The following is a 22,763-nucleotide window of genomic DNA, read 5'->3' as shown; positions in this document are numbered from 1 at the left end:
GCGGGACGCACCGATCGTTGCGTCCCGCCGGATGGCCTCACATCACGTCAGTGGTGGTCGTGATGATCGTTGTCGTGGTCATGATCGTGATCGTTGTCGGCCTGCCGTCCGAGCCGGCGCGCCAGCTCGCCATTGGTCTCGACCAGAAGCTTCGGCGAACCTTCCGGCCGGATGAAGATCGGGTTGGCGTAGAACCAGACGTTCGAATAGGCCTGAACGTCGTGGGTCACCTTCTTGACGCCATTCACCGTCTCGAGATGCGCCGGACACGCCGGATCGATACAGCTGACCTGCGCGTTGTTCGCATCGAGCAACGGATTTCCAGCGGTGTCGGAGACGTTCGGAGTGCCATTCGGAATGTTGGTTCCGCGCGCACGGATGTAGAACGGCTTGGTGCCTGCGACAAACGTCGTCGTGAACCGCAGCCGCACGCCATCACGCTCTCCCCGATGCCCTCGCTGCATCTGCGTCGCGGAGATCTGCCGGGCGATGGTCGCCGATGAGTTGTACACGATCGCCGCGCCGGCCGTGCCCGCGGCATTCGCCACCGCATAGTTCGACGCGTCAGGCGCAACGACGCCCGTGATCTGGCCAGTGATCAGATCGACGTGGTCGAGCGACGGCTTGTTGAGCGGCTGCTGGATCCCGATCGGCACCAGGAGCGGGTTGTCGAAGCTGTAGGGGCTGTTGTTCTCGTTCGGGACGGTCAGGTCCATCTCGACCGTGATCTTTTCGCCGGGCCTCACGACCAGCGTCTCACCCATGGTCTTCCAGTCGTCGCCGCGCGTCTTGGCGCGGAACACCATATCCGGACCGATCAGGTCAGCGTTGACCGAATACGAGTTGCCCGAACGCATGCCGTCGATGACGTGCTGCGACGAGAACCGTCCGGCATTCGGAACATACAGCTTGGTGTACTCGCCGGGAATGAAGTCGGCCGTCGTGAAGGAATCACGCGCACCGCCCGCACCGCGGCTGTGCCAGTCGGAGCTCACATACATGAAGAAGTTGCGGCCTTCGCCAAGCAGTCCGTCCCAGAGCCCGCCGACCTTCGCGGTGTAAATGCCGCTCATGCCGTAGGTGCCGCCACCGACTGCGTTGGTGGTATACGAGCCGGAACCGCCGGTGGCTCCGCCTTCGGCGAAGTGGCCGGGCGATTCAATGCCGAACGCAACCGTCGGGCCCGCATTGTTGAAGTCGCGGAAGTGCTCGATGTTATATCCCTTATTGGCGGTCGCGCTGAACGGTCCCTGACGTTCGGTGTGAGTCGGGATGATGTAGGATTGCAGCGGATAGTTCGCCTGCAGCCACTTGACGCCCGTGAGCGCCTTCTGGTGGCCCACCGTGCCCGTGTTGTTGACGTTGTCCTTGCCCGGCCAGAGCTGATTGCCGCCGGCGTCGATAACGGGGCCGATCGCATCGGTGTCGGCGCGGTCGAAGCGGTATTCGAACTCCGCCATCTTGTCCGCATTGCCGGTGCTCTTGCGCGGATGCTGCCCGGTGATGACGGCAACGTCGACGTGTTCATGGCCAGGCGCGATCCACTCGAGACCTTCGATCAGCACCTTGTCGTACTTCGCCGAACGATCGACGATCGTCGGATACTCGATCTCGCGGATCGACTGCCAGCGCCACATCTGCGCGCCGGTGCCGGTGCCGTTCGGGGTGCCCTTCAGGCTGCTGATCGTGATTCCGTCGATGGTCTGGCCGAGCGTCTGGCTCCAGGTCGTCGTGGTCTGTCCCGGAAGATTGGCGCTGGTGTCGCTGAAGCGGCAGTCGCGATTGCCGGAACCGCCGTGGTTGCCGAGCGTGAACCAGTCGAGATCGAAATTGTTTCCACCGGCGGACGCGGTGCCGCGCCCGACCGCGCGGTCGATCGTGTAGCCGGCGGCAACCGAACCGTCCGTGCAGGTATTGTGATTGTGCATGTCGCCGGCGACATACGGATTGCCGCGGCGCTCGTTGTGCCCCAACCCCTCGGCTGCAGCGCTCTGCGTCAGAGCCAGGGATGCCGATGCGGCGGTCAACAGGATCGTCTTGCTAGATGGAAACATCCTCATTCCTCATTCAAGTCGGATATCGCGAAACAGCAGAGACCCTGGGAATCGAAGACCATTTGCCCCGACCGCGTGAGCGGCCTCCCTGCGCGTCGCGATAGTGACCAGAGTTCCGATACAGCTTCGTGAAAGATTTGTGTTCGGCCGTCGCAGGTCCGTGTTGTCCGTGCGGCATCTTGTCTCTTGCATTTGTCCATTGCATTTTCTCGCGTCGTGTGAGCGATAGACGATGGCAGACGAGATGCTCTGCCACGCGAAACGACGCGCCGCCGTGCTCAGAGAATTTGTGACAACCGTATGTCAATGCCAGCTACACCAGTTGAAGTGCAGTCCTTTCCGATATCGCATACCGGGGGTTCGAACCCGGACACCGGTGTCGCCCGCATCACGACGGAGCCTTCGCGTTCCCTTGTCTCTGTGATCGCGCGGCTCTCGCACGAACCCCTGCTGCACTTCACCTTGCTCGGGGCGATCATCTTCGGCATCGACGCCGTGCTGCATCCTCCCGTCAAGGACGAGAAGGTCATCACAGTGACCAAGGCGATGCGCCAGTCCTTCATCGACAATTTCGACGAAGACAAGGAGCGCACGCCTTCCAACGACCAGCTCCAGAAGATGATCGACAGCTGGGTCGCGAGCGAGATCCTCTACCGCGAAGGCAAGACACTCGGCGTGGACCGCGGCGACGAGACGATCCGCGACCGGATCGCCTACAAGATGCAATTGCTGATCTTCGACCAGATCCGCGTCCCGCGCCCCACGGACGAGCAGTTGCAGGCGTGGTTTGCGGAAAATCACGCTCGCTTCGACGAGCCCGAGCGCGTGTCGTTCTACATCACCCCGCCCACGGATCAGGCCACGGCACAGCGTCAGTTCGAGGACATCGTCCAACAGCGCGAATCCGAGGAGCTGCAAAATCTCACGCGCGCCATCCTCGCCCGGCCGGTCGCGAGTCTCGCGGCATCCTTCGGCGACAATTTCCGTACTGGACTGCTCGCGATGCCAGAGGGGGAATGGAAGCTGCTGCAATCCAAGGATGGCTGGCACGTCACCCGGCTGGATTCCCGGCGGCCGGGAAATCTTGCTAGCCTCGACAAGGTTCGGGATGACGCCGCCAGGATCTGGCATACGGAAGAGACCCGCAAGCTGGCCTGGGAAGCAGTGAAGCGGCTCAAGGCGTCCTATCAAGTGCGGTACGAGCCGTGAGCGCGATCCGATATCTGCGATTGGCGCTGCTAGGCCTGACCCTGGCCCTGACGGCGCTCCTTCGGCCTTCGGCGCTCAGCGCGCATGAAGCGGCAATGGGCGTGCTGGAATTCCGCGAGGTCCGTCCCGGCGCATTTGTCGGCCGCTGGAGCATCGAGCCCTCGATCGGCGCATCGCGGGTCGATCTGCGGATGCCATCCCACTGCTTTCTCCGCCTGCCCGAGATGAACTGCGGCGAGAAGGGGCTGGTCGGTCCGATCACTATCTCCAATCTCGGCTCCAATATGTCGGTCGTCCTGATCAAGGTCATCCCGATCGAGGGCGAACCGCGCAGCTACACGATCTCGACGGCCAATCCCGTCGTCACTGTCCTTGGCACCGACGCTCCGACGCTCGAGGCATGGGTCGAACTGGCCAAGACTTATGCGAACTACGGAATCGATCACATTCTGCTCGGCGCCGATCACCTGCTGTTCGTGCTGGGCCTGATCTGGATCGTCGGCGGCGGCTGGCGTCTGGTAAAGACGATCACGGCCTTCACCATCGGGCACAGCGCCTCGCTTGCCGCGGCAGCTTTCGGCCTGATCGGCGTGCCGGAACGCCCGCTCAATGCCTGCATTGCGTTGAGCATCGCGTTCGTCGGCGTGGAAATCGTCAAGCAGCAGCGCGGCGAGACCGGGCTCACCGCTCGCTATCCCTGGATTGTCGCATTCACCTTCGGCCTGGTTCACGGCATCGGCTTCGCAGGCGCGCTGGCCGGACTTGGGCTCGAACGTCGCCTCCTTCCCGCAGCGTTGCTGTTCTTCAACATCGGCGTGGAGATCGGACAGCTTGCCTTCGTCCTGCTCGTGCTCGCATTGATCTGGGCGCACCGACGGCTCGATGCCGTCGTGCCGCGCTGGGGCGAGGCCGTTCCGGCCTACCTCATTGGGTCGGTGTCGATGTTCTGGTTCTTCGGCCGTCTGGCCCGCGTGTTCGTCGCGATCTGAGCAAGAGTCGTATCCAATGTCCTTACATGTCCCCCGAGTCCTCACGGCCGCGATCGCCTCGTTCGCACTGACGCAGCCGGCCCTCGCGCACGAGCAGGCTGGCGTAGCGGGCGGCCTCGTCAGCGGCCTGCTTCACCCGATCACGGGCATCGACCATTTGATCGCAATGGTGGCCGTCGGAATCTGGGGCGCGCAGCTCGGCGCGCCCGCAATCTGGATCCTGCCGATCACCTTCCCGCTCGTCATGGCGGTCGGCGGCGTGCTGGGCGTGCTGCATGTTCCGCTTCCAATGCCGGAAGTGATGATTGCCCTCTCGGCCGTGATCCTGGGCGTCGCCGTTGCCGCCCGGCTGCGCCTGCCCTCTGCCGCGGCCGCTCTCGTCGTTGCGATCTTCGCGATCTTTCACGGTCATGCGCACGGGGCCGAGCTTCCCCGCGCGGCGAATGCGCTGGCCTACGGTATCGGCTTCGTCACCGCCACCGGCCTCTTGCACCTGTGCGGCATCGCGATCGGCACGCTGACGCGCTGGCCCGCCGGCGAGCGCGTCATTCAGGGACTTGGGGCTGGTATCGCAGGGATCGGCTGCTACTTCCTCGCTCAAGGCCTTGGAGCCGTCGCATGAAACTGAAACCCGTACGGGCCTTGATGGCGGCAGCGATACTGCTGACTGGCACGAGCGCCGCCGATGCACATATCGTTGCGGCCCGCCTCGGCGATTTCTACATGGGAGCATCGCACCCCCTCACCGATCTTCAGGATGTCGTTCTCTGGATCGCGACCGGTATGCTGGCTGGTACGCTCGGAGCCTCGAAGGGGCGCTGGCTCATCCCGGTGTTTCCGATCGGACTGCTGGTCGGTTTGTCTCTCGCGCCAGTTTTCGCCACGGTTTCCACGCAGCTCGCGGACGCGACAATGATGCTCGCGATAGGCATGCTGCTCGCGGCAGCCGCACAAGTCCCCACGCTGGTGCTGTGCGCAATTGCTTTCGCAGTTGCCGTCATCCGGGGTGCCGCAAACGGCGCCGAGCTCGGGCCCGAAACCGATCGGCTGCTGTTTGCGGCGGGATTGGCCTGTGTGGGCTACGGAGCCATCACGCTGACAATGGCGCTGACCGTCCTATTCAAGCGAAACGCGGACAGCGTGACGTCGTGGCGGGCCATCGCCGTTCGTGCTCTTGGAGGCTGGATCGCAGCCATCGGCCTGATGATGGCGAGCCTTGTACTGGCATCATGAGGGGCGGCAAAGGATCCGAGCGTTGACCCGGATGAGCGGAACCAGGACAGCACCCTTATCCGATCGTCGAAAGATAGAGCCGCGTGTCGAAATAGTCCGCGGCCCGTAGCGAGTCTGCGATGCCAGCATCCGTCATGAAGAAATCACTGACTTGCTGGAGCCACTTCACGACGGTCCCGTCGGCATACAGCCGCTTCCATTCGCGCGAGGAGTAAAGCTTCTGGGCCCTGAGGGCTTCGGCGATGTCGGCGGGACGCGACTGCGTGTAGTGGAGCTGGAGCGCTTCCGCCGCGGCTGCCGGATTGCGGACCATGTGGTCGTTCGCATCCGCCCAGGCGCGGACGATCCGGGACAGCACCTCGCTGTTCTCCGCATAATAATCCATCCGCGCGGCCCAGCCGCCGAGCACGGCGGATTGCGGGTAGAAGGCCGACGCATCCACCAGCCTGACCGCATCCGGCAATGCCTCGCGGACGGCGATATTGAACGGCACCCAGAGCGCCACGGCCGGTACCTCGCCGGCAATGAACGCCTTGACGGCGACCGCCATGCTGCGATTGACGATCTCGACCTCGGACGGATTGATGTTGTTGGCGCGCAGCGCGCGATCGAGGAAGATATGCGCAGTGGTCTTCATCGTCGTCGCGATCCGCTTGCCCCTGAGATCGGCTATCTCCCTCACCCCGAGTTCCGGCCGGACCCAGAGCTGGGCGGTTGCAACCTCGATGTCGTTGACGAGAAAGCCCCGGCCGCGGCCGAGCGCCAGATAGTTGGAGATCACGCCGCCGGCCGAGACCATGTCGACCTCGCCGTGTGCCATCGCTTCGAAGACTTCAGGGCCGGTGTTGAACTCGTGCAACTCGAAATCGATCCCCTCGCGGTCGAATGAGCCGCGGTCGAGCCCGGTCCAGATGTGTCCGTCGACGGCGACGACGTGGAGATAGCCGAGCCGGATCCTGCTACGGGCCTGCGCGAGAGCCGGCGCGGCGAAGGCCGACGCCGCCGCCACCAGCGCCCCGCCATGGCGCAACAATTGCCGACGACTGACACCTCGACTGTTCATGCGGTGGCCCCCGCATCGTGGGCGGAGGACCGAAACCGTTGAGCATGGAATAGCGCGATCTCGTCCTTGGGATGGTCGAGCAAGAATCCGGAGAGCCGGACCAGGGTCGTCTCCGCCGGGCCGTCCCGAACGATCGAGGCGAAAACCTCATCCCAACGGCGGCACATAGCAACGTCGGCCTCGTTCGACCTGGCGAACTCGCCGCGGAGCTCGCTGACCTCGATCGCGTCGGCAAATCCCTTCGGCTTGATGCTGTCGACACTCCGGAACAGGAATGCATCGCCAACGCGGGCGCGAACGGCTGCGCTGACCAGCACGCGCGTGCCGTAATTCTTGTTCAGCCCCTCGAGACGTGACGCCAGGTTGATGGTGGCGCCGAGCGCCGTATAGTTCATCCGGTCACTCGAGCCGATATTGCCGACCACGGCATCCCCGACATGCAGGCCAAAGCGCGTGTCGTAAGGCGGCCAGCCTTCGCGCCGAAACTCCTTGTTGAGCGCATCATTCGCGGCAAGGCATGCCAGGATGGCGCGGCAGGCATTGATGGTGTGATCGGGATCATCTGCAGGCGCGTTCCAGAACGCCATTACGGCATCGCCGATATATTTGTCGATCGTCCCGTGGTGCCGCATGATCTCGTCCGACAACGCCGCGAAATACCGCGAAGTGTAGATCATCACCTGCGAGGGGTCGGTCCGCTCGGTCTTGGCGGTGAAGTCGGCGACGTCGGTGAACAGCACCGTCACCTCGCGCCTGCTGCCGCCAAGGCTGAGCGAGGAGCCGGTCTCAATCAGCTGCTGCACGATCTGGCGCGGGATGAAGCTGGCGAAACTCCGGACCACGCTGCGCATGGTGAAGACCGAGCGACCGAGCTCTTCGATCTCGGCGATGACGGAATGGATGCGCGGCCGCTCCGCGATCTCGAACCGCTGGATTGCGTCGGTCTCCTCGACCAGCTTGCGCAGCGGCTGTGCCATCAGCGATCCCAGCCAGAACGCGAATGGAAGCGTGGCCCCGACAAAGGCCAGCGCCAGCGCGAACAACGTGCGGCGTTCGTCGATAATCTGGGCATAGAATTCATCGAGCGGCGCGACCATCGCGAGCCGGACATTGGCCGAGCCGGCCGTCTCGAGCCGGTGGACGGCCGCGATATAAGTCCGGCCCGCGGCGTCATCGAAGAATTGCTGAGCCGGCCCGCCGTCACGCCAGGACCGGATGATCGGGGCCAGCGCGGGAAGCCTGAGCGCCCCGAGCTGCGGCAGGTCGTCCTGCCGCTCCGGGATCTCCGCCATCAGGCGATTCATCTCGGGATGACCGACGATGCGCTCGGCATCGTTGAACAGGAAGGCGAGCCCCGACGGCCCGAGCTTCTGCTGAGCCAGCATGTCCTCGAACCGGTTCAGCAGCACATCGCCGGCGGCGACCCCGCGGCGCCCCTCCTTCAGAGGCGTCCGCAGCGTATAGCCGGGCTCGCCCGTGGCGTAGAAGACGTAAGGGCCGGTCAGCAGCGTCTTGTCGTTCTCGAACGCCTCGACATACCAGCGCCGCTGCCGCGGATCGTAGCCGGTTGAGCCGGCGACCTCCGCGACCTGAATGAGGTTTTCGGATAGATATTGTGTGACTGGCGCGCTGCCCGCCGTGCGCGAGATCACGACCAGCCGGAACGCCGCATCCCGATCGACTTTCAAGCTCGCCCTGAACGCTGGCTTGGCGCGATCGATCACGTCCATCTCGATGAACGAACCGTCCTCGTAGCCGACATAGAGATTAAACAGCTGAGGGTTGTTACGCAGCATCGCGGCCATCAGGCTGTAGAGCCGCGAATTGTCCACGATGTCGGCTTCCTGGATCGGCGGCAGGCTGGACAGGATGTCGAGATTGTCGCGGACATTCTTGAACTGCTCGTCGACATGATCGGCGCCGAGCTGCGCCACCTTCTCGATGAAGCCGGAGGCCGCCGTCCTCGTGATCGCGGTCACGCGCTCGAAGCTGAGATAGACTAGCGTCAGGCCCACAAGCAGCACGACGCCCACGAACACCGTGATGATCGATGTCCGGAAGCCGATGCTGAATGCGCGCTTGTTGGTTCTGTCTCCGGTCATCGGAGCTGTTGCAGCCTCCCCTCAGTATTTTCGCACGATCGGCTTCGCTGCGGCTGGCGTAGGCGCAGCCGGCGAGACCGAGAAGGTGACCCAGGTCGACCAGCTCTTGGGGCGGTTCTCGACCTCCAGATCCTTGTATCCCCTGACGTTGAGATAGCCCTGATAGCCGTCGGACATAGGAATCATGAAGCCGATCTGCGGACCAATGCCGACCGCCTGCCCCCTGAAGCCGCCGAGCTTGGCGCCGGGACCGCTGTCGCCGGTAAGCTGCTGGAAAAAATAGCCGGCGATGCCGATATGGACGTTCTTGCTGACGAACTGCGAAGCCGCCCGGTCAACATGGAAGTCGATGCCATTCTGGTACTGAAGCGCGCCGTTTCGTCTTGCAGCGCAGGACGCCGCGCGGTCCGAATTTCTCCAGAGAGCCGGGATCGCGCGGATAGAAGCGTTTCTCGGGGTCTTCCTCGGCGTTCAGGTGGTAGAGATTGCCGCAGAACTCGTCGAAGCCGTGGACGGTCGGCAGATATTCGTTGCGATCACCGAGATGGTTCTTGCCGAACTGGGCCGTGGCGTAGCCGATCGGTTTCAGCAATCCGGCAATGGTAACGTCCCGAGCCTGGAGGCCAACGGCTGAACCGGGGATGCCGACCTTCGATAGTCCCGTGCGCAACGTGCATTGTCCGGTAATGAACGACGATCGCCCGGCCGTACAGCTTTGCTCGGCATAATAGTTGGTGAACATCATGCCTTCCTTGGCGATGCGGTCGATGTTCGGAGTGCGATAGCCCATCACGCCGAAGGAATAGGCGGAGACGTTGGTCTGGCCGATGTCGTCGCCGAAGATCACGAGGATGTTCGGTTTGCGGCCGGACGCCGGCAAAGGCGCCGCACCCGCCGCCTTCTGCGCCTGAGCCAGGGCTTCGGAGGTCAGCGTCGCCGCGGCGACGATGGAGGATGTTGCCAACAGAAGATGTCTGCGATCGATCGATTTGTCAGCCCGCGACTGGTTGTTGTTATTCTCCAATTCGCTGCTCATGCGATACTCCCTATGTTGCAGCAGGTCCCTCTCGTTCGCGTTGAGCGGCAGGGGGCATTCGCACCACGCACCTGAATCCGACATGGCTCGTCGAGGTATCGATCGGCTCGGCGTGCCGCGCCGCGGGGCGGTAGCGGCGGCAATAATTGGGAGCGCACAGATGCGAGCCGCCTTTCAAGACTTTGCGCGGAATGCGTATGGTTGGTTGACATGGATCACAGCTCGCCTCCTCGCGGCCTCCGCGGGGATTGCTCGGAATGCAGCACGCTTTTGCGGCGTCGGCCTGATGCTTTGCCGACCACCAGTCTGACGTCCACTCCCAGACATTGCCGATCATGTCGTGGAGGCCGTAGCCGTTCGGAGGGAACGCCATGACCGGCGAGGTACGCTCGAACCCATCCTCGCCGAGATTCTGGACAGGAAAGTTGCCCTGCCAGATATTGGCCATGTGCTTTCCGCCCGGCATCAGCGCATCGCCCCAGGCGAACTCCTCGGCCTCCAGGCCGCCGCGCGCGGCGAATTCCCATTCGGCTTCCGTCGGCAGATCCTTGCCAGCCCAGCGCGCATAGGCAGCCGCATCGCTGTAGGAGACGTGCACGACCGGATGGTCGTCGAGGCCCTTGATGTTGCTGCCGGGGCCGTAAGGATGACGCCAATTGGCGCCGCGCATGAAGCTCCACCATTGGCCCCAGTCGGTGAGATCGGTGATGCGCGGCAGCGGGGAGAACACCAGTGATCCCGCGTAGAGCATCTCCTTCAGCGCGCCGGGATAGTCCCTGGGGTCCGGAACGATCTGCGCTTCGGTGACATGGCCGGTCGCGTTGACGAATTGCTTGAACTGCCGGTTGGTGACGGAGGTGCGGTCGATCCAGAAGCCATCGACGGAGACGCGATGGCTCGGCGCCTCCTCGGGATAATGGTGGTCAGATCCCATGCGGAAGGTCCCGCCCGGAATGAAGACCATCTCGCCGGTCTTCACATCATCCGGCAGCCACTCGCAATGACCCGAGTCCGCCCGCAGCATGGTGGAAACTCCGATACGCGCATTCGCTACGGCGCGGACTTCAGCGGACTTCGACGACAGCACACTGCCCGGCACGTTGGACGCATTGTCTGGTCCCCCTCTTCTTGGTGCTCAGGGCTGGAGATGAAGATGCAGCGTCGCGTCAACATCTCTTCCCTATTGCGCGCGGGTTTTTCTTCAGCACGCGGCAAAACGCCTGCCGCGTGCGCTCCGCATCCGCAGAGCGCTTTCAACCCGTATCGCTGAGGTTGCAAACGGTATACGAAGATTGGACGGCTGTGATGTGCAGTTTGTGCCAGCACGCCGTGCCGATCGGTGAGACTTAACGACACATGTCGCAAATCCCCCAACCCGCAGCGTTATCCGGCGCATACCTCACATCAAATTCGGCGACGATTTGCCTCAAAACGCGAGGTTGGATCGCCACATCCACCTCGCGTTGTGGTGGTATTTCGTTGCTGACTGCCGCATATTTGTCGCGCTTGAGTAACAAGGTACAGCCATGGGGCAATTCCTTCTGGTTGATTCGCGTAAGCTCGACGGCTTCGAAGGCCTTCATCAGGCCGTTCACGGCTCGCACGTCGACGTCACGCAGCTCGGGCGCGGGCGGTTGCGCGGATCGTTGTCGCATGTCGGCATCGGCGATTTCTCGCTCAGCATCGGCACTTTCAACGTCGGCATGCGCACGCAGCGCGTCTCCAGCGACGACAAGCTGATCATCGGCATGCTGCTCGCGGCCGAGGAGCGCGTCGCCCACTGGTCGTTCGACATGCAGCTCAACGACGTGCTCGTCATTCCGCCGCTGCTCGAGCATGACGGAGTTTTTCACGGCGCGTCCGCTTACGCCGCCATGCGCTTCGACCTCGGCGAGGTCACCTCCCTGTTCGGCGGCGAAGCGAGGCTGAGCGATCCCGACACCTGGCGCAGCCGTGGCCATTACCGGGCGGATCGAGCAACCGGCGCCATCGCGACCCACCGTCTGGTCGGAGTCATGTCACATCTCCGCGCTCATAAGGATGGATTGACGCCATCGACTGCGGAATACTGGAAGCGAGCGATCGTCGAATGCATGGCGATCAACGTCATGTCGTCCTTGCCCCCCGACGACTCCGGCTGGCTTCCTTCGGCGAGACGACTCATCCGCAGGGTTGAGGAGCACCTTGACGAGGCTGACATGCGCCCGGTCCACGTTTCCGAGATCTGCGCCGCGACGGGAGTGTCACGCCGTACTCTTCATCGCGCCTTCCACGAGGTCTTCGGGGTGGGCCCCGTCACCTTTCTGCGGCAAAAGCGCCTGTGTGCTGTGCATTCCATTCTGCGCGCAAGCGCTCCAGGCTTGACGACGATTGCAGCGGTAGCGATGGGGCAAGGCTTCTACGAACTGGGGCGCTTTTCGCAGTATTATTTCGCGATGTTTGGAGAGCACCCGTCGCAGACGCTGGGAGGCGGAACAGGCTTTTGCCAGATTCCGGAACCGTCGGGCCGCGCACCCTCGCGATCGTGAGCCGCCTGAACTCGAAAATGTCGTTCACTTCGTCGCGTCGATCCAGATCCCCGGCTCGGAATGGTCGCGGATGTGGGTGACGAGAAAGTCGGAAAAGACCCTGATCTTGGCGGGCAGCCTGACGCGGTTCTGATAGGCGATGTTCATGGTGAGCAGCGGCAGCTCCCAGCCCATCAGCACCGGCACCAGCCGGCCGGCCGCGATATCATTCTGCACGATGTAAATCGGCTGGATCAGGATGCCGAGCCCTGCGCGCGCTGCGCCGCAGATGATCTGGCCGTCATTGCTGTCGAGCGTCGGCGCGATCCGGACGGTCTGCGTCGTGCTGCCCTGGCTCAGCCGCAGTGAATAGGGATCGTTGGCAAGATTGTAGATCAGCATGTTGTGGCGCGCGAGATCGGCGGGGTGCTCCGGGTGACCATGCTTCTCCAGATATGACGGAGCCGCCGCGAGCACGCGGTGCATCTGGCCGATGCGGCGAACGATGATGTTGGAATCCGGCTCCTGCTCGCGGGTGCGGATCGCAACGTCGATGCCAGCTTCGATGAAGTCCAGATAGCGGTTGGCGCTGATGATCTGCACGCTGAGATCAGGATAGAGCGCACGGAACGCCGGCAGCATCGGCGCGAGATAGATCATCGCGAAGGACAGCGAGCTCGTCACCCGCAGCATGCCCTTCGGCGACAGCGCGCGGTCGGAGACGGCGTCCTCGGCTTCGGCCAGCTCGTTCAGAAGCGTGCTGCAACGCTGCAACAGCTCCTGCCCTGCCTCGGTCAGCCATTGCCGGCGCGTGTTGCGCTCGATCAGCCGGACCGCAAGCCGCTCCTCCAGTGCGCTGAGGTGACGGCTGGCAGCCGCGTTCGACATCCGCAGGATTTCGGCGGCCTTGGACAGACTGCCGAGCTCGGCGGTTTTGGCGAAGACTTCGAGTTGGAGCAGCCGGTCCATTTTTGCATAAATCGGAAAAGAGACTTACAAAGTTTGGCCTTTATTTCCGATTTCTGCAAGGCAAAATAGCCTCAACAAAGCACAATGACAGGCGAGGAAATCAGGAAATGTCGGGCGCGATCAGGCACATCGTGATGTGGCGGCTGCGCGGGGAGACACCCGAGGAGCGGTCCGCTGCCCGGGTCAAGGTCAAAACCCTGTTCGAGGGGCTGCGCGGCCGGATCGACGGCCTAACTCATATCGAAGTCGGCGTCGATGTCAGCGATGTCGACTACGCTTGCGACGTGGTGCTTTTCTCGGAGTTCACCGACCACGCCTCGCTCCAGGCCTACGCCACCCACCCCGAACATTTGCGCGTCCGCGAGGCGCTGGGCGACTTGCGGATCGGGCGCTTCCAGGTCGATTATCCCATCAAAGAGACCGGCACATGATCGGTTCGTTCACCTTTGAAAACCTGCCCTGCCGCGTGGTGTTCGGCAGCGGAACGCTGGCGTCGGCCAAAGCCGAGATCGAGCGACTCGGCGGCAAGCGCGCGCTGGTGCTGACCACGCCGCAGCAAGAGGCGCAGGGCAAGAGCCTCGGTGCAGCGCTTGGCCCGCTCTATGCCGGCATTTTTCCCGGCGCGACCGTGCACACACCGGTCGAGGTCACGGAACGAGCACTCGTGGCGATGAAGGCGTGCGAAGCCGATTGCGTCGTCTCGCTCGGCGGCGGCTCGACCACCGGCCTCGGCAAAGCGCTCGCCTTGCGCACCGGCGTCAACCAGCTCTGCATCCCCACCACCTACGCCGGCTCGGAGATGACGCCAATCGTCGGCCAGACCGAGAACGGATTGAAGACTACGGTGCGCGATGCCGCCGTGCTGCCGGAAACGGTGATCTACGATGTCGACCTCACCTTGACGCTGCCGGCGAGCCTGGCTGCGACATCCGGCATCAACGCGATCGCGCATGCGGTCGAGGCCCTCTACGCGCGCGACACCAATCCCGTGACCTCGCTGATGGCGGAAGAAGGCATCCGCGCATTGGCGCGCGCCCTGCCCGCCATCGCGGCGAAAAGCGACGACCGAGAGGCCCGCACCGAAGCGCTCTACGGTGCCTGGCTCTGCGGCGTCTGCCTCGGTACCGTCGGCATGGCGCTGCATCACAAGCTCTGCCACACGCTCGGCGGCACTTTTGATCTGCCGCATGCCGAGACGCATACCATCGTGCTCCCGCATGCGCTGGCCTACAATTCACCAGCCGTGCCCGATGCGATGGCACGCATCTCGCGTGCAATCGGCGCCGCCGACGCGTCGCAGGGACTTTTCGAACTTGCGAAGCGGCTAGGCGCGAAAACGGCGTTACGCGATGTCGGCATGCCCGAAGGCGGTATCGACAAGGCGGCTGATCTCGCCGTCACCAATGCCTATTGGAATCCGCGCCCCCTGGAGCGCAATGCCATCCGCGATTTGATCGCGCGCGCCTGGGCCGGCGAGCCGCCGGTCGCCATCAAAGCGGCGGCGTAAAGCGATGCGGCGCACGCTGATCAAATCCGCCACGATCATCAGCATGGATGACGCGACCGGCGATCTCGGCAGCGGCGATTTGCTGGTTGAGGGCAATCGCATCGTCGACGTCCGTTCATCGATCGACCTCGGCAGCGGCGCGGCCGAGGTCGTCGAGGGAAAGGGCCGCATCGTCATTCCCGGCCTGATCAACGCGCACATGCACACCTGGCAGACGGGCTTGCGCGGCTATGCGGCGAACTGGACGCTGCTCGAATATTTCCGCCGCATGCATGCCGGCCTCGCCACCGTATTCCGGCCCGACGACATCTACATTGCGACCCTTGTCGGCGCGCTGAACCAGATCAATTGCGGCACCACCACGCTGGTCGACTGGTGCCACAACAATCCGACGCCCGATCATACCGACGCCGCCGTGCGCGGCCTGATCGAGAGCGGCATCCGCGCCGCCTTCTTCCACGGCTCGCCAAAACCCGAGCCGAAGCCCGGCGAGGCGCATTTCTCGGAGATTCCGCATCCTCGCCACGAAATCGAGCGGCTGCTGGCAGGTCCCCTCGCCGACCGCGACGGCCTCGTCACACTCGGGCTTGCGATCTTAGGTCCGCATTATTCGACGCTTGACGTCGCCATGCATGATTTCCGCCTGGCGCGGGAGTTGAACCTGATCGCCTCGATGCACCAGGGCGGCGGCCCGGCCAAAACACCCGGCGGCTGGGAGCAATTGATCGAAGCCGGCCTCGTCGGCGCCGGCATCAACATCGTCCATGGCAACGATCTGCCTGACAATCTGCTCGACCGTCTCGTCGATCTCGGCGTGTCCTTCTCCGTCACGCCCGAGAACGAGATGATCCAGGGCCATGGCTTTCCAATCACGGGACGTCTGCTCAAGCGCGGCGTGCGGCCGACCATCGGCATTGATCTCGAATCCGTACTGGCCGGCGATCTCCTGTCCGTCGCCCGCGTCGCGCTCTCGATGCAGCGGACGCTCGACAATGCGGAGTCGCGTCAAGTGAGCGGCACCATTCCGGCGACGACCACCATCCCCGTGCGCGAGGCGCTGCGCTGGATCACGACGGAAGGCGCCCGCATGCTCGGCCGCGAGCATCAGATCGGCTCGCTGACGCCCGGCAAACTCGCGGACCTCGTCGTCATCAACGCGTCCGACCTCAACCTCGTCCCGGTGCACGATCCCGTCGCGACCGTCGTGATGCAGACGAGCCTCACCAACATCGAGTCCGTCATGATCGGCGGCGTCTGGAAGAAAAGGAACGGCCGGCTGCTTGTCGAGGGGCTGGAGACGAAGAAAGAGCTGCTGGCGCAATCCGGCCGGCGGCTGGTGCAGGACATAGAACGACAGGGACGCGCCGCCTAGGCATCCCAGGGACAACAACAATGACAGACACTCCAAAAAACGTCGCCTTCATCGGGATCGGCAAGATGGGCCTGCCGATGTCGGTGCTCGTCGCCAAGGCCGGCTACGCTGTTACGGCGTTCGACCAAAATGCGGCGCGGATCAGCGAGGCACGCGCACAAGGCATTTCGATTGCCGCTTCACCGGTCGAAGCCGTGAGCGGAAAGGCCGCCGTCGTTACGTCCTTGCCCGATGACACCGCCTTGCGCGGCGCGTTGCTCGGCTCGACCGGCCTAATCGCAGCAATAGCGCCCGAAGCCGTTCTGATCGAAACCAGCACTGTGAGCGTCGAGGCCTCCACCGAAGTCGCGATCGCCGCGCAGGCGCGCGGCATCGCCTATCTGCGTTCGCCGGTCTCCGGCAACGCCAGCATCGTTCACACCGGCGCGCTGACCTGCTTCGTCTCGGGACCGAAGGACGCCTTCGACAATGCAAAACCGCTGTTCGCTGCCTTCACCCGCGCCCAGACCTATCTCGGGCCCGCCGAGGAAGCGCGCTACGCAAAGCTCTCGGTCAATCTGATGATCGCGGTGTCGGCCGCGATGATGGCGGAGAGCCTGGCGCTGGCGCGAAAGGGCGGCATCGCCTGGCAGGACATTCTGAAAGTGCTCGACGACAGTGCGGTGGCTTCCCCGATGGTGAAGTACAAGACCGCGCCGCTGCGAACCCGCGATTTCGAGTCGACTTTCTCCTGCAAGCAGATGGCCAAGGATCTTGACCTCATCCTGGATGCCGGCCACGCCGTCGGCGTGCCGCTTCAGCTCGCCGCCCAAGTCCGCGAAACCTATGGATCGCTGGTCGCGCAAGGCGACGGCGACACCGACTTCATCGCGACCGTCAAGCACCTGGAACGGCTGTCCGGGCTTGGCGAGCCAAAACTCTGATCGGCGGAGGCACGGATGCGTAACTTCAACGAAAATACGATCACGGATGCGGTATTGGAGCGGATCGCGGGCGCGACCGATCCCCGGATCAAAGAGGTCAGTGAAGCGCTGGTGCGCCACCTTCATGCCTTCGTCCGTGAAGTGCGGCCGACCCAGAAGGAATGGGAATTCGGCATCGATTTCCTGACCCGCACCGGGCACATGTGCGACGACAACCGCCAGGAGTTCATCCTGCTGTCCGACACGCTCGGCGTCTCCATGCTGGTCGATGCGATCAACCATCCGGTGCCGGAAGGCGCGACCGAGACCACCGTGCTGGGGCCTTTCTTCGTACAGGCGTCGCCCGAGAAAGAGAACGGCGCAGACATCTCCGGTCCGATGGAGGGCGACCCGATGCTCGTCACCGGCTCGGTCTCCACCGTCGATGGACGTCCGCTCGCGGGTGCGGTCGTCGATGTCTGGCACTCCGACGATGACGGCTATTACGACGTGCAGCAGCTTGACAAGATCGGTGATCTCGCGATGCGCGCGCGCTTCCACACCGACCAGAATGGCCGCTTCAATTTCTGGTCGATCAAGCCGGCCGCATACCCGATCCCACATGACGGCCCGGTCGGCGACATGCTGGAGGTCCAGGGCCGCCACCCCTGGCGCCCGGCGCATGTGCACTTCATGATCTCGGCGCCCGGATTCGAGCAGCTGGTGACCCACGTGTTCGTCGCCGGCGACAAATATCTCGACTCTGACGTGGTGTTCGGCGTCAAGGACAGCCTGATCCGTGAATTCGTCCGGCATCCGGCCGGCCGTGCGCCGGATGGTCGCATGGTGGAGAGCGAGTATTTTCACCTCAATTACGATTTCGGCCTGAAGCAGGTCGCGAGCAACGCAAAGGCCGCCTAAGCTAAAGCGGCGACTGACCAGACAAGAGTCCGCCAACAGGGAGCAGACGGGAGCCGAGGATGGGACCGCGCGTCAACACGAGCATATTGGCCGAACGCCTCACGGGCATGATCGGCCCGCGCGCGAGCGTTGCGCGTGGCGTGCTCGATCAGCATGGGCAGAGCGAGTCCCATTATCGCAATTTGCCGCCTGACATCGTCGTCTTCCCCGAGACGACGCAGGAAGTCGTCGAGATCGTCAAACTGTGCGCGAGCGCGGACATGCCGATCGTTCCGTTCGGCGCCGGCACCTCGCTCGAAGGCAATGCAGCCGCAGTCGCAGGCGGCGTCTGTTTCGACTTCGCGCGCATGAACAAGGTGTTGACGGTGCACGACAGCGACATGGACGTCGTCGTGCAACCCGGCATCACGCGAAAGCAGCTCAACGCCGAGCTGCGCGGGACCGGCCTGTTCTTTCCGATTGATCCCGGCGCAGATGCCTCGATCGGCGGAATGACGTCCACGCGCGCCTCCGGCACCATGGCGGTGCGCTACGGCACCATGAAGGACAATGTCATGGCGCTGGAAGTGGTGCTCGCCGACGGCCGCGTGATCCGCACCGCGAAGCGCGCGCGCAAGTCAGCGGCCGGTTATGACTTGACGCGGATGTTCGTCGGTGCGGAAGGCACGCTCGGACTCATCACCGAGATCACGCTGAAGGTGCATCCGGTGCCGCAAGCCATTTCAGCCGCGGTCTGTAGCTTCGACACCCTGCAGGATGCCGTCGACACCGCGATCTCCGTGATCCAGTCCGCGATCCCGGTGGCGCGCATCGAGCTGCTCGACGACGTCATGATGCGCGGCATCAATGCCTACGCCAAGCTCGGCTACCGCGAAGCGCCCACCCTGTTCTTCGAATTCCACGGCTCGGAGACCTCAGTCGCTGAGCAGGCTGAAGCCGTGCAGGCGATCGCCGCCGACCATGGCGCCCACGGTTTTGCCTGGGCCAAGACACCGGAGGACCGCAGCCGGCTCTGGCACGCCCGCGACAACACGCTTTATGCGGGCCTCGGCCTCCGGCCCGGCGCACGGGCCGTGATCACCGATGTCTGCGTGCCGATCTCGCGGCTGGCGGAATGCCTGACCGAGACGCGGCGCGACGCCGACGAGCACGGCTTTATCGCGCCGATCGTCGGCCATGTCGGCGACGGCAATTTCCACATGCTGATTCTGATCGATCCCGCAAAGCCCGAGGAAGCCGAGGGCGCCAAGGCGCTGCAGGCCCGCATGGTCGCCCGCGCCATTGCCATGGAGGGCACCTGCACCGGCGAGCACGGCATCGGGCTCGGCAAGATCGATTATCTCGCCGACGAGCTCGGCGAGGCCGTTGATGTGATGCGGTCGGTCAAGACCGCCCTCGATCCTAATGGCCTGATGAACCCCGGCAAGATCTTTGCGAGCGGAGCCAAGGTATGAGCGACGCGCTCCCAGTCGAGGTCACCTCCCCCACGCCGCTGCTGGAGCTGCGCGGCATCAGCAAGGAGTTTCCCGGCGTCAAGGCGCTAGATGACGTGTCCTTTGCCATCTATCCCGGCGAAGTCCACATGCTGCTGGGCGAGAACGGCGCAGGCAAGTCGAGCCTGATGAAAGTGTTGTGCGGCGCCTACCGCGCCGATGCCGGCGAGTTCTATTACAAAGGCGAGAAGGTCGCGATCTCTTCGACCGCGGATGCGCAGAAACTCGGCATTGCCGTCATCTTCCAGGAATTCTCGCTGGTCCCCTATCTCGACATCGCCCAGAATATCTTCCTCGGCCGCGAGCCGAAGGGCCGCATTCCCGGCACCATCGCCCGCAGCAAAATCCTGGCCGACGCGAAGCACGTGCTCGATACTATCGGCTTCGACATCGATCCCTCCACCACGGTCGACAAGCTCGGCGTGGCGCAGCAACAGATGGTCGAGATCGCGAAGGCGATCAGCCAGAACGCGCGCATCCTCGTGATGGACGAGCCGACCGCGGCGCTATCCGACCGCGAGACCGAGTTGCTATTCGCGCTGATCGCGCGTCTCAAGGCCGACGGCGTGTCCATCGTCTATATCTCGCACCGCATGGCCGAGGTGTTCGCGCTCGGCGACCGTATCACCGTGCTGCGCGACGGCCGCCGCATCGACGGCGTTCGCCCTGCCGATGTCACGCCGGACCAGCTCGTCCGCATGATGGTCGGCCGCAATGTCGACATGACCTATCCGCGCAATTTTGCCGACAAGCCCGGCGAGCTGCTGCTCGAGGTCAAGGGCCTGACCGCGTCAACGGGTATCTCCGACATCAACATCGAGGTGCGCCGGGGCGAGATCGTTGGCCTCTGCGGCCTGGTCGGCTCGGGCCGCAGCGAGGTCGCGCGCGCCATTTTCGGCGCCGATCCGACGAGCTCCGGCGAGATCATCTTCGACGGCAAGAGCATGTCCGGCGAGCCTGATCTCGCCGCCCGCCGCGGCATCGCACTGATCCCCGAGAGCCGCAAGAGCGAAGGCCTTGCCTTGCTGCGTTCGGTCAGCGACAATCTGGTGGTATCGGCGCTGAAAAAGCTATTCCCGAGCGGCCTGTTCGATCAGCGCGGGGCACAACGCACCTCGGATGCCCTCATTCGGCAGTTGCGCATTGCGACGCCCAGCGCGCGCCAGACCGTCGGCCTGCTCTCGGGCGGCAACCAGCAGAAGGTCGTGATCGGCAAATGGCTGGCCGCGGGCTCGAAGCTCTTCATCTTTGACGAGCCTACGCGCGGCATCGATATCGGCGCCAAGTCCGAGATTTTTGCACTGATCGACCGTCTGGTGGCGGAAGGCGCCGCGGCGCTGATGATCTCGTCCGAGCAGGTCGAGATCTGCCACGTCTGCGACCGCGCCTATGTGATGCGCGAGGGGCGCATCGCCGGGCATTTGACCCGCAACGAACTGACCGAGGAGAACATCGTGCGACTGGGGATGCATCATGCGTGAGGCCGCGGTCGTCTCTCAACCCAATCCGCTGCAACGGATTCCCGGCGTTGCCATCGTGCTGGTGCTGCTGATCGCCCTGTTCAGCGCGATCGCGCCCGGCTTCCTGTCGGTCGCCAACCTCTCCAACGTGCTGGTGCAGTCCACCATCCTGACCATGCTCGCGCTGCCCATGACGCTGATCATCATGACCGAGGGGCTGGATCTCTCGATGGGCGCGGTGCTGACGCTGACCTCGCTCTGCGTCGCCATCGTATCGCTCGCGACCCACTCGATGCTGCTGGGCCTGGGCGCCGGTCTGCTGGTCGGCGCGGCGTTCGGCATCGCCAACGGCTGGCTGGTCGCGATCCTGGGCATCCCGCCCTTCGTCGCGACGCTCGGGACGCTCGGCATGGCGCAAGGCCTGTCGCTGATCGTCAGCGACGGCCAGAGCGTGGTCGGCATCCCCCACAGCGTGCGCGACATCTATTCGTCGACGCTGCTCGGCATTCCCGTGCCGATCGTGATGGCGCTGGTGACCTACGCGGCCTTCCACGGCCTGCTCTATCACACCCGCTTCGGCACCTACATTTTCGCGCTCGGCGGCAATCGCGAGGCGCTGCGCTACGCGGGGCTGTCGCCGAACAAGCTGCTAATCGCGGTTTATGCGCTCGGCGGCGCCATGGCCGGCATCGCTGGCCTCTTGATGACCGCGCGGATGAATTCCGGCCACCCCACCGCAGGCCTTGGACTCGAATTCGATGCTATCGCCGCCGTCGCGGTCGGCGGCACCTCGTTCGAGCGCGGCAATGGCTGGCTGCTTGGCACATTGCTCGGCGTGATCGCGGTCGGCGTACTGCGCAATGGGCTCAACTTGATCTCGATGCCATCGTCGGTGCAGGTCGCAAGCGTCGGAATTCTCGTCATCGTCGCGCTGTTCCTCGACGGCCTGCGGAGCCGCGCATGACCGACATCTCCAAAGACGCCATGATGCCGCCCCGCTCGTTCCTGTCGCAGGACGCGATCCAGATGTTTTATCGCCTGCTCGCAGCGCTGCTGATCTGCGCCGTGCTCGCCGTGCTCAGCGATTCCTTCCTGAGCCTCGGCAACATCCTCAATGTGCTCCGGCAGGCGAGCCTGACCTTCTTCATCGCCTCCGGCCTGACGCTGGTGGTGCTGACCGCCGGCCTCGATCTCTCCGTCGGTGCCAATGTCGCACTGTCCGCCTGTATCGCCGGCACCGTGATCCACAAGACCGGTTCGCCGGCGCTCGGCATCCTCACCGGCCTTGCCTGCGGCGGCATCGTCGGCCTCCTCAACGGCGTGATGGTTACTGCCCTCCGCATTCCCTCCTTCATCGCCACCTATGGCATGCTCTGGGTGCTGAACGGCCTCACCTATTGGTACATGGCGGGCGAGACCCTTCACGGCTTCCCGGCCGGCTTCCGCCAGATCGGCAGCGGCTATCTGTTCGGCCTGCCCATTCCGGTCTATCTGCTGCTGGTGTTCCTCGGCATAGGGACACTGTTCGCGCAGCGGACGATCTGGGGCCAGGAGATCTATGCGATCGGCGCTAATCCGGTCGCGGCTCGCCTCTCCGGCATTCCGGTCGCGCGGCGATTGCTGCTGGTCTACGCGGTGTCAGGCACCATGGCGGGGCTCGCCTCGATCATCTTCCTGTCGCGGCTCAACTCGGCCGAAGCCGACATCGGCGAAAGCCTGACGCTGCCTGCGATTGCGGCGGTGCTGATCGGCGGCACTTCGCTGTTCGGCGGCGTCGGCACCGTGTTCGGCACCTTCATCGGCGCGCTGATCCTGACGCTGGTGCTGAACGGCATGAATTTGCTCTCGGTCAGCGCCAACTGGCAGCCGCTGGTGACAGGCATCATCGTCATTCTCGCGGTCTGGCTCGACATGAAGACCCGCCGCCGCGCGCAATGAGCACTTAG

21 protein-coding genes and 1 pseudogene are annotated in these 22,763 nt (G+C 63.9%); 14 read left to right on the top strand and 8 right to left on the bottom strand.

Features of this window, described 5'->3' with window-relative positions; translation table 11 throughout:
- Positions 1-47: 47 nt before the first annotated feature.
- The gene (locus B5V03_RS00430; RefSeq protein ID WP_129267321.1) at positions 48-2,054 is read right to left on the bottom strand and encodes a hypothetical protein; all 2,007 of its coding nucleotides are present in this window, start codon (positions 2,052-2,054) and stop codon (positions 48-50) included.
- A 300-nt stretch (positions 2,055-2,354) separates the two neighbouring features.
- Here B5V03_RS00430 and B5V03_RS00425 point away from each other — a divergent pair, with 300 nt between their 5' ends.
- From B5V03_RS00425 to B5V03_RS00410, 4 genes are read left to right on the top strand one after another with little or no spacing between them, the layout of a single operon-like run.
- On the top strand, positions 2,355-3,263 hold the full coding sequence (locus B5V03_RS00425) for a peptidyl-prolyl cis-trans isomerase (RefSeq protein WP_245502118.1): 909 nt from the start codon (positions 2,355-2,357) through the stop codon (positions 3,261-3,263).
- Entirely contained in the window at positions 3,260-4,252 is a 993-nt protein-coding gene (locus tag B5V03_RS00420; RefSeq protein ID WP_129267320.1) for a HupE/UreJ family protein, read from the top strand. Before B5V03_RS00425 ends, B5V03_RS00420 begins: the two co-directional genes overlap by 4 nt.
- Before the next feature lie 16 nt (positions 4,253-4,268).
- Positions 4,269-4,874 (top strand): HupE/UreJ family protein, encoded by a 606-nt coding sequence (locus B5V03_RS00415; protein WP_129267319.1) that lies wholly within the window; start codon positions 4,269-4,271, stop codon positions 4,872-4,874.
- Positions 4,871-5,485 carry a HupE/UreJ family protein gene (locus B5V03_RS00410; RefSeq protein ID WP_129267318.1) on the top strand — a complete coding sequence of 205 codons (615 nt, stop codon included), beginning with the start codon at positions 4,871-4,873 and terminating at the stop codon, positions 5,483-5,485. The genes B5V03_RS00415 and B5V03_RS00410 overlap by 4 nt, the downstream gene beginning before the upstream one ends.
- A 55-nt stretch (positions 5,486-5,540) precedes the next feature.
- Here the strand turns inward: B5V03_RS00410 and B5V03_RS00405 are convergent, their stop codons facing one another.
- From B5V03_RS00405 to B5V03_RS41260, 6 genes and pseudogenes are all read right to left on the bottom strand, one after another.
- Positions 5,541-6,548: an ABC transporter substrate-binding protein gene (locus tag B5V03_RS00405; RefSeq protein WP_129267317.1), complete on the bottom strand. Its 1,008-nt coding sequence runs from the start codon at positions 6,546-6,548 to the stop codon at positions 5,541-5,543.
- Complete coding sequence (locus B5V03_RS00400; RefSeq protein ID WP_129267316.1) at positions 6,545-8,650, bottom strand: adenylate/guanylate cyclase domain-containing protein; 2,106 nt, start codon at positions 8,648-8,650, stop codon at positions 6,545-6,547. Before B5V03_RS00400 ends, B5V03_RS00405 begins: the two co-directional genes overlap by 4 nt.
- A gap of 21 nt (positions 8,651-8,671) precedes the next feature.
- The gene (locus tag B5V03_RS00395) at positions 8,672-9,001 is read right to left on the bottom strand and encodes a transporter (RefSeq protein ID WP_245502145.1); all 330 of its coding nucleotides are present in this window, start codon (positions 8,999-9,001) and stop codon (positions 8,672-8,674) included.
- 34 nt (positions 9,002-9,035) lie between these two features.
- Positions 9,036-9,686: pseudogene (locus tag B5V03_RS00390) on the bottom strand (sulfatase-like hydrolase/transferase); the annotation flags it as partial.
- 10 nt (positions 9,687-9,696) lie between these two features.
- Positions 9,697-10,710 (bottom strand): formylglycine-generating enzyme family protein, encoded by a 1,014-nt coding sequence (locus B5V03_RS00385; RefSeq protein WP_129267315.1) that lies wholly within the window; start codon positions 10,708-10,710, stop codon positions 9,697-9,699.
- A 322-nt stretch (positions 10,711-11,032) separates the two neighbouring features.
- Positions 11,033-11,269, bottom strand: a complete 237-nt coding sequence (locus tag B5V03_RS41260) for a hypothetical protein (protein WP_164987695.1) — start codon at positions 11,267-11,269, stop codon at positions 11,033-11,035.
- Here B5V03_RS41260 and B5V03_RS00380 point away from each other — a divergent pair.
- Positions 11,213-12,214, top strand: coding sequence for a helix-turn-helix domain-containing protein (locus B5V03_RS00380; RefSeq protein ID WP_129267314.1), 1,002 nt, complete (start codon positions 11,213-11,215; stop codon positions 12,212-12,214). The genes B5V03_RS41260 and B5V03_RS00380 overlap by 57 nt on opposite strands.
- A gap of 24 nt (positions 12,215-12,238) precedes the next feature.
- On the opposite strand, the gene B5V03_RS00375 is transcribed toward B5V03_RS00380, so the two are convergent.
- Positions 12,239-13,162 (bottom strand): LysR family transcriptional regulator, encoded by a 924-nt coding sequence (locus B5V03_RS00375; protein ID WP_129267313.1) that lies wholly within the window; start codon positions 13,160-13,162, stop codon positions 12,239-12,241.
- A 107-nt stretch (positions 13,163-13,269) separates the two neighbouring features.
- Here B5V03_RS00375 and B5V03_RS00370 point away from each other — a divergent pair, with 107 nt between their 5' ends.
- Genes B5V03_RS00370 through B5V03_RS00330 form a run of 9 tightly spaced genes read left to right on the top strand, consistent with a single transcriptional unit; the run spans position 13,270 to position 22,755 of the window.
- Positions 13,270-13,593 (top strand): Dabb family protein, encoded by a 324-nt coding sequence (locus B5V03_RS00370; protein ID WP_129267312.1) that lies wholly within the window; start codon positions 13,270-13,272, stop codon positions 13,591-13,593.
- Positions 13,590-14,669 (top strand): maleylacetate reductase, encoded by a 1,080-nt coding sequence (locus tag B5V03_RS00365; RefSeq protein WP_129267311.1) that lies wholly within the window; start codon positions 13,590-13,592, stop codon positions 14,667-14,669. The genes B5V03_RS00370 and B5V03_RS00365 overlap by 4 nt, the downstream gene beginning before the upstream one ends.
- 4 nt (positions 14,670-14,673) lie before the next feature.
- Complete coding sequence (locus B5V03_RS00360) at positions 14,674-16,041, top strand: amidohydrolase family protein (RefSeq protein ID WP_129267310.1); 1,368 nt, start codon at positions 14,674-14,676, stop codon at positions 16,039-16,041.
- Positions 16,042-16,061: 20 nt separating this feature from the next.
- The gene (locus B5V03_RS00355) at positions 16,062-16,964 is read left to right on the top strand and encodes an NAD(P)-dependent oxidoreductase (protein WP_129267309.1); all 903 of its coding nucleotides are present in this window, start codon (positions 16,062-16,064) and stop codon (positions 16,962-16,964) included.
- 15 nt (positions 16,965-16,979) lie between these two features.
- Positions 16,980-17,864 (top strand): intradiol ring-cleavage dioxygenase, encoded by an 885-nt coding sequence (locus B5V03_RS00350; protein ID WP_129267308.1) that lies wholly within the window; start codon positions 16,980-16,982, stop codon positions 17,862-17,864.
- 59 nt (positions 17,865-17,923) lie between these two features.
- Positions 17,924-19,318 (top strand): FAD-linked oxidase C-terminal domain-containing protein, encoded by a 1,395-nt coding sequence (locus tag B5V03_RS00345; protein ID WP_129267307.1) that lies wholly within the window; start codon positions 17,924-17,926, stop codon positions 19,316-19,318.
- Positions 19,315-20,838 carry a sugar ABC transporter ATP-binding protein gene (locus tag B5V03_RS00340; RefSeq protein WP_129267306.1) on the top strand — a complete coding sequence of 508 codons (1,524 nt, stop codon included), beginning with the start codon at positions 19,315-19,317 and terminating at the stop codon, positions 20,836-20,838. Before B5V03_RS00345 ends, B5V03_RS00340 begins: the two co-directional genes overlap by 4 nt.
- The gene (locus tag B5V03_RS00335) at positions 20,831-21,781 is read left to right on the top strand and encodes an ABC transporter permease (protein WP_129267305.1); all 951 of its coding nucleotides are present in this window, start codon (positions 20,831-20,833) and stop codon (positions 21,779-21,781) included. The genes B5V03_RS00340 and B5V03_RS00335 overlap by 8 nt, the downstream gene beginning before the upstream one ends.
- Positions 21,778-22,755, top strand: coding sequence for an ABC transporter permease (locus B5V03_RS00330; protein ID WP_129267304.1), 978 nt, complete (start codon positions 21,778-21,780; stop codon positions 22,753-22,755). The genes B5V03_RS00335 and B5V03_RS00330 overlap by 4 nt, the downstream gene beginning before the upstream one ends.
- Positions 22,756-22,763: the final 8 nt, after the last annotated feature.

The sequence above is a fragment of the Bradyrhizobium betae genome, assembly GCF_004123905.1.
In the GTDB taxonomy this organism is placed as follows: Bacteria; Pseudomonadota; Alphaproteobacteria; order Rhizobiales; family Xanthobacteraceae; genus Bradyrhizobium; species Bradyrhizobium betae_A.
This window is presented reverse-complemented; position numbering and strand designations above follow the sequence as displayed.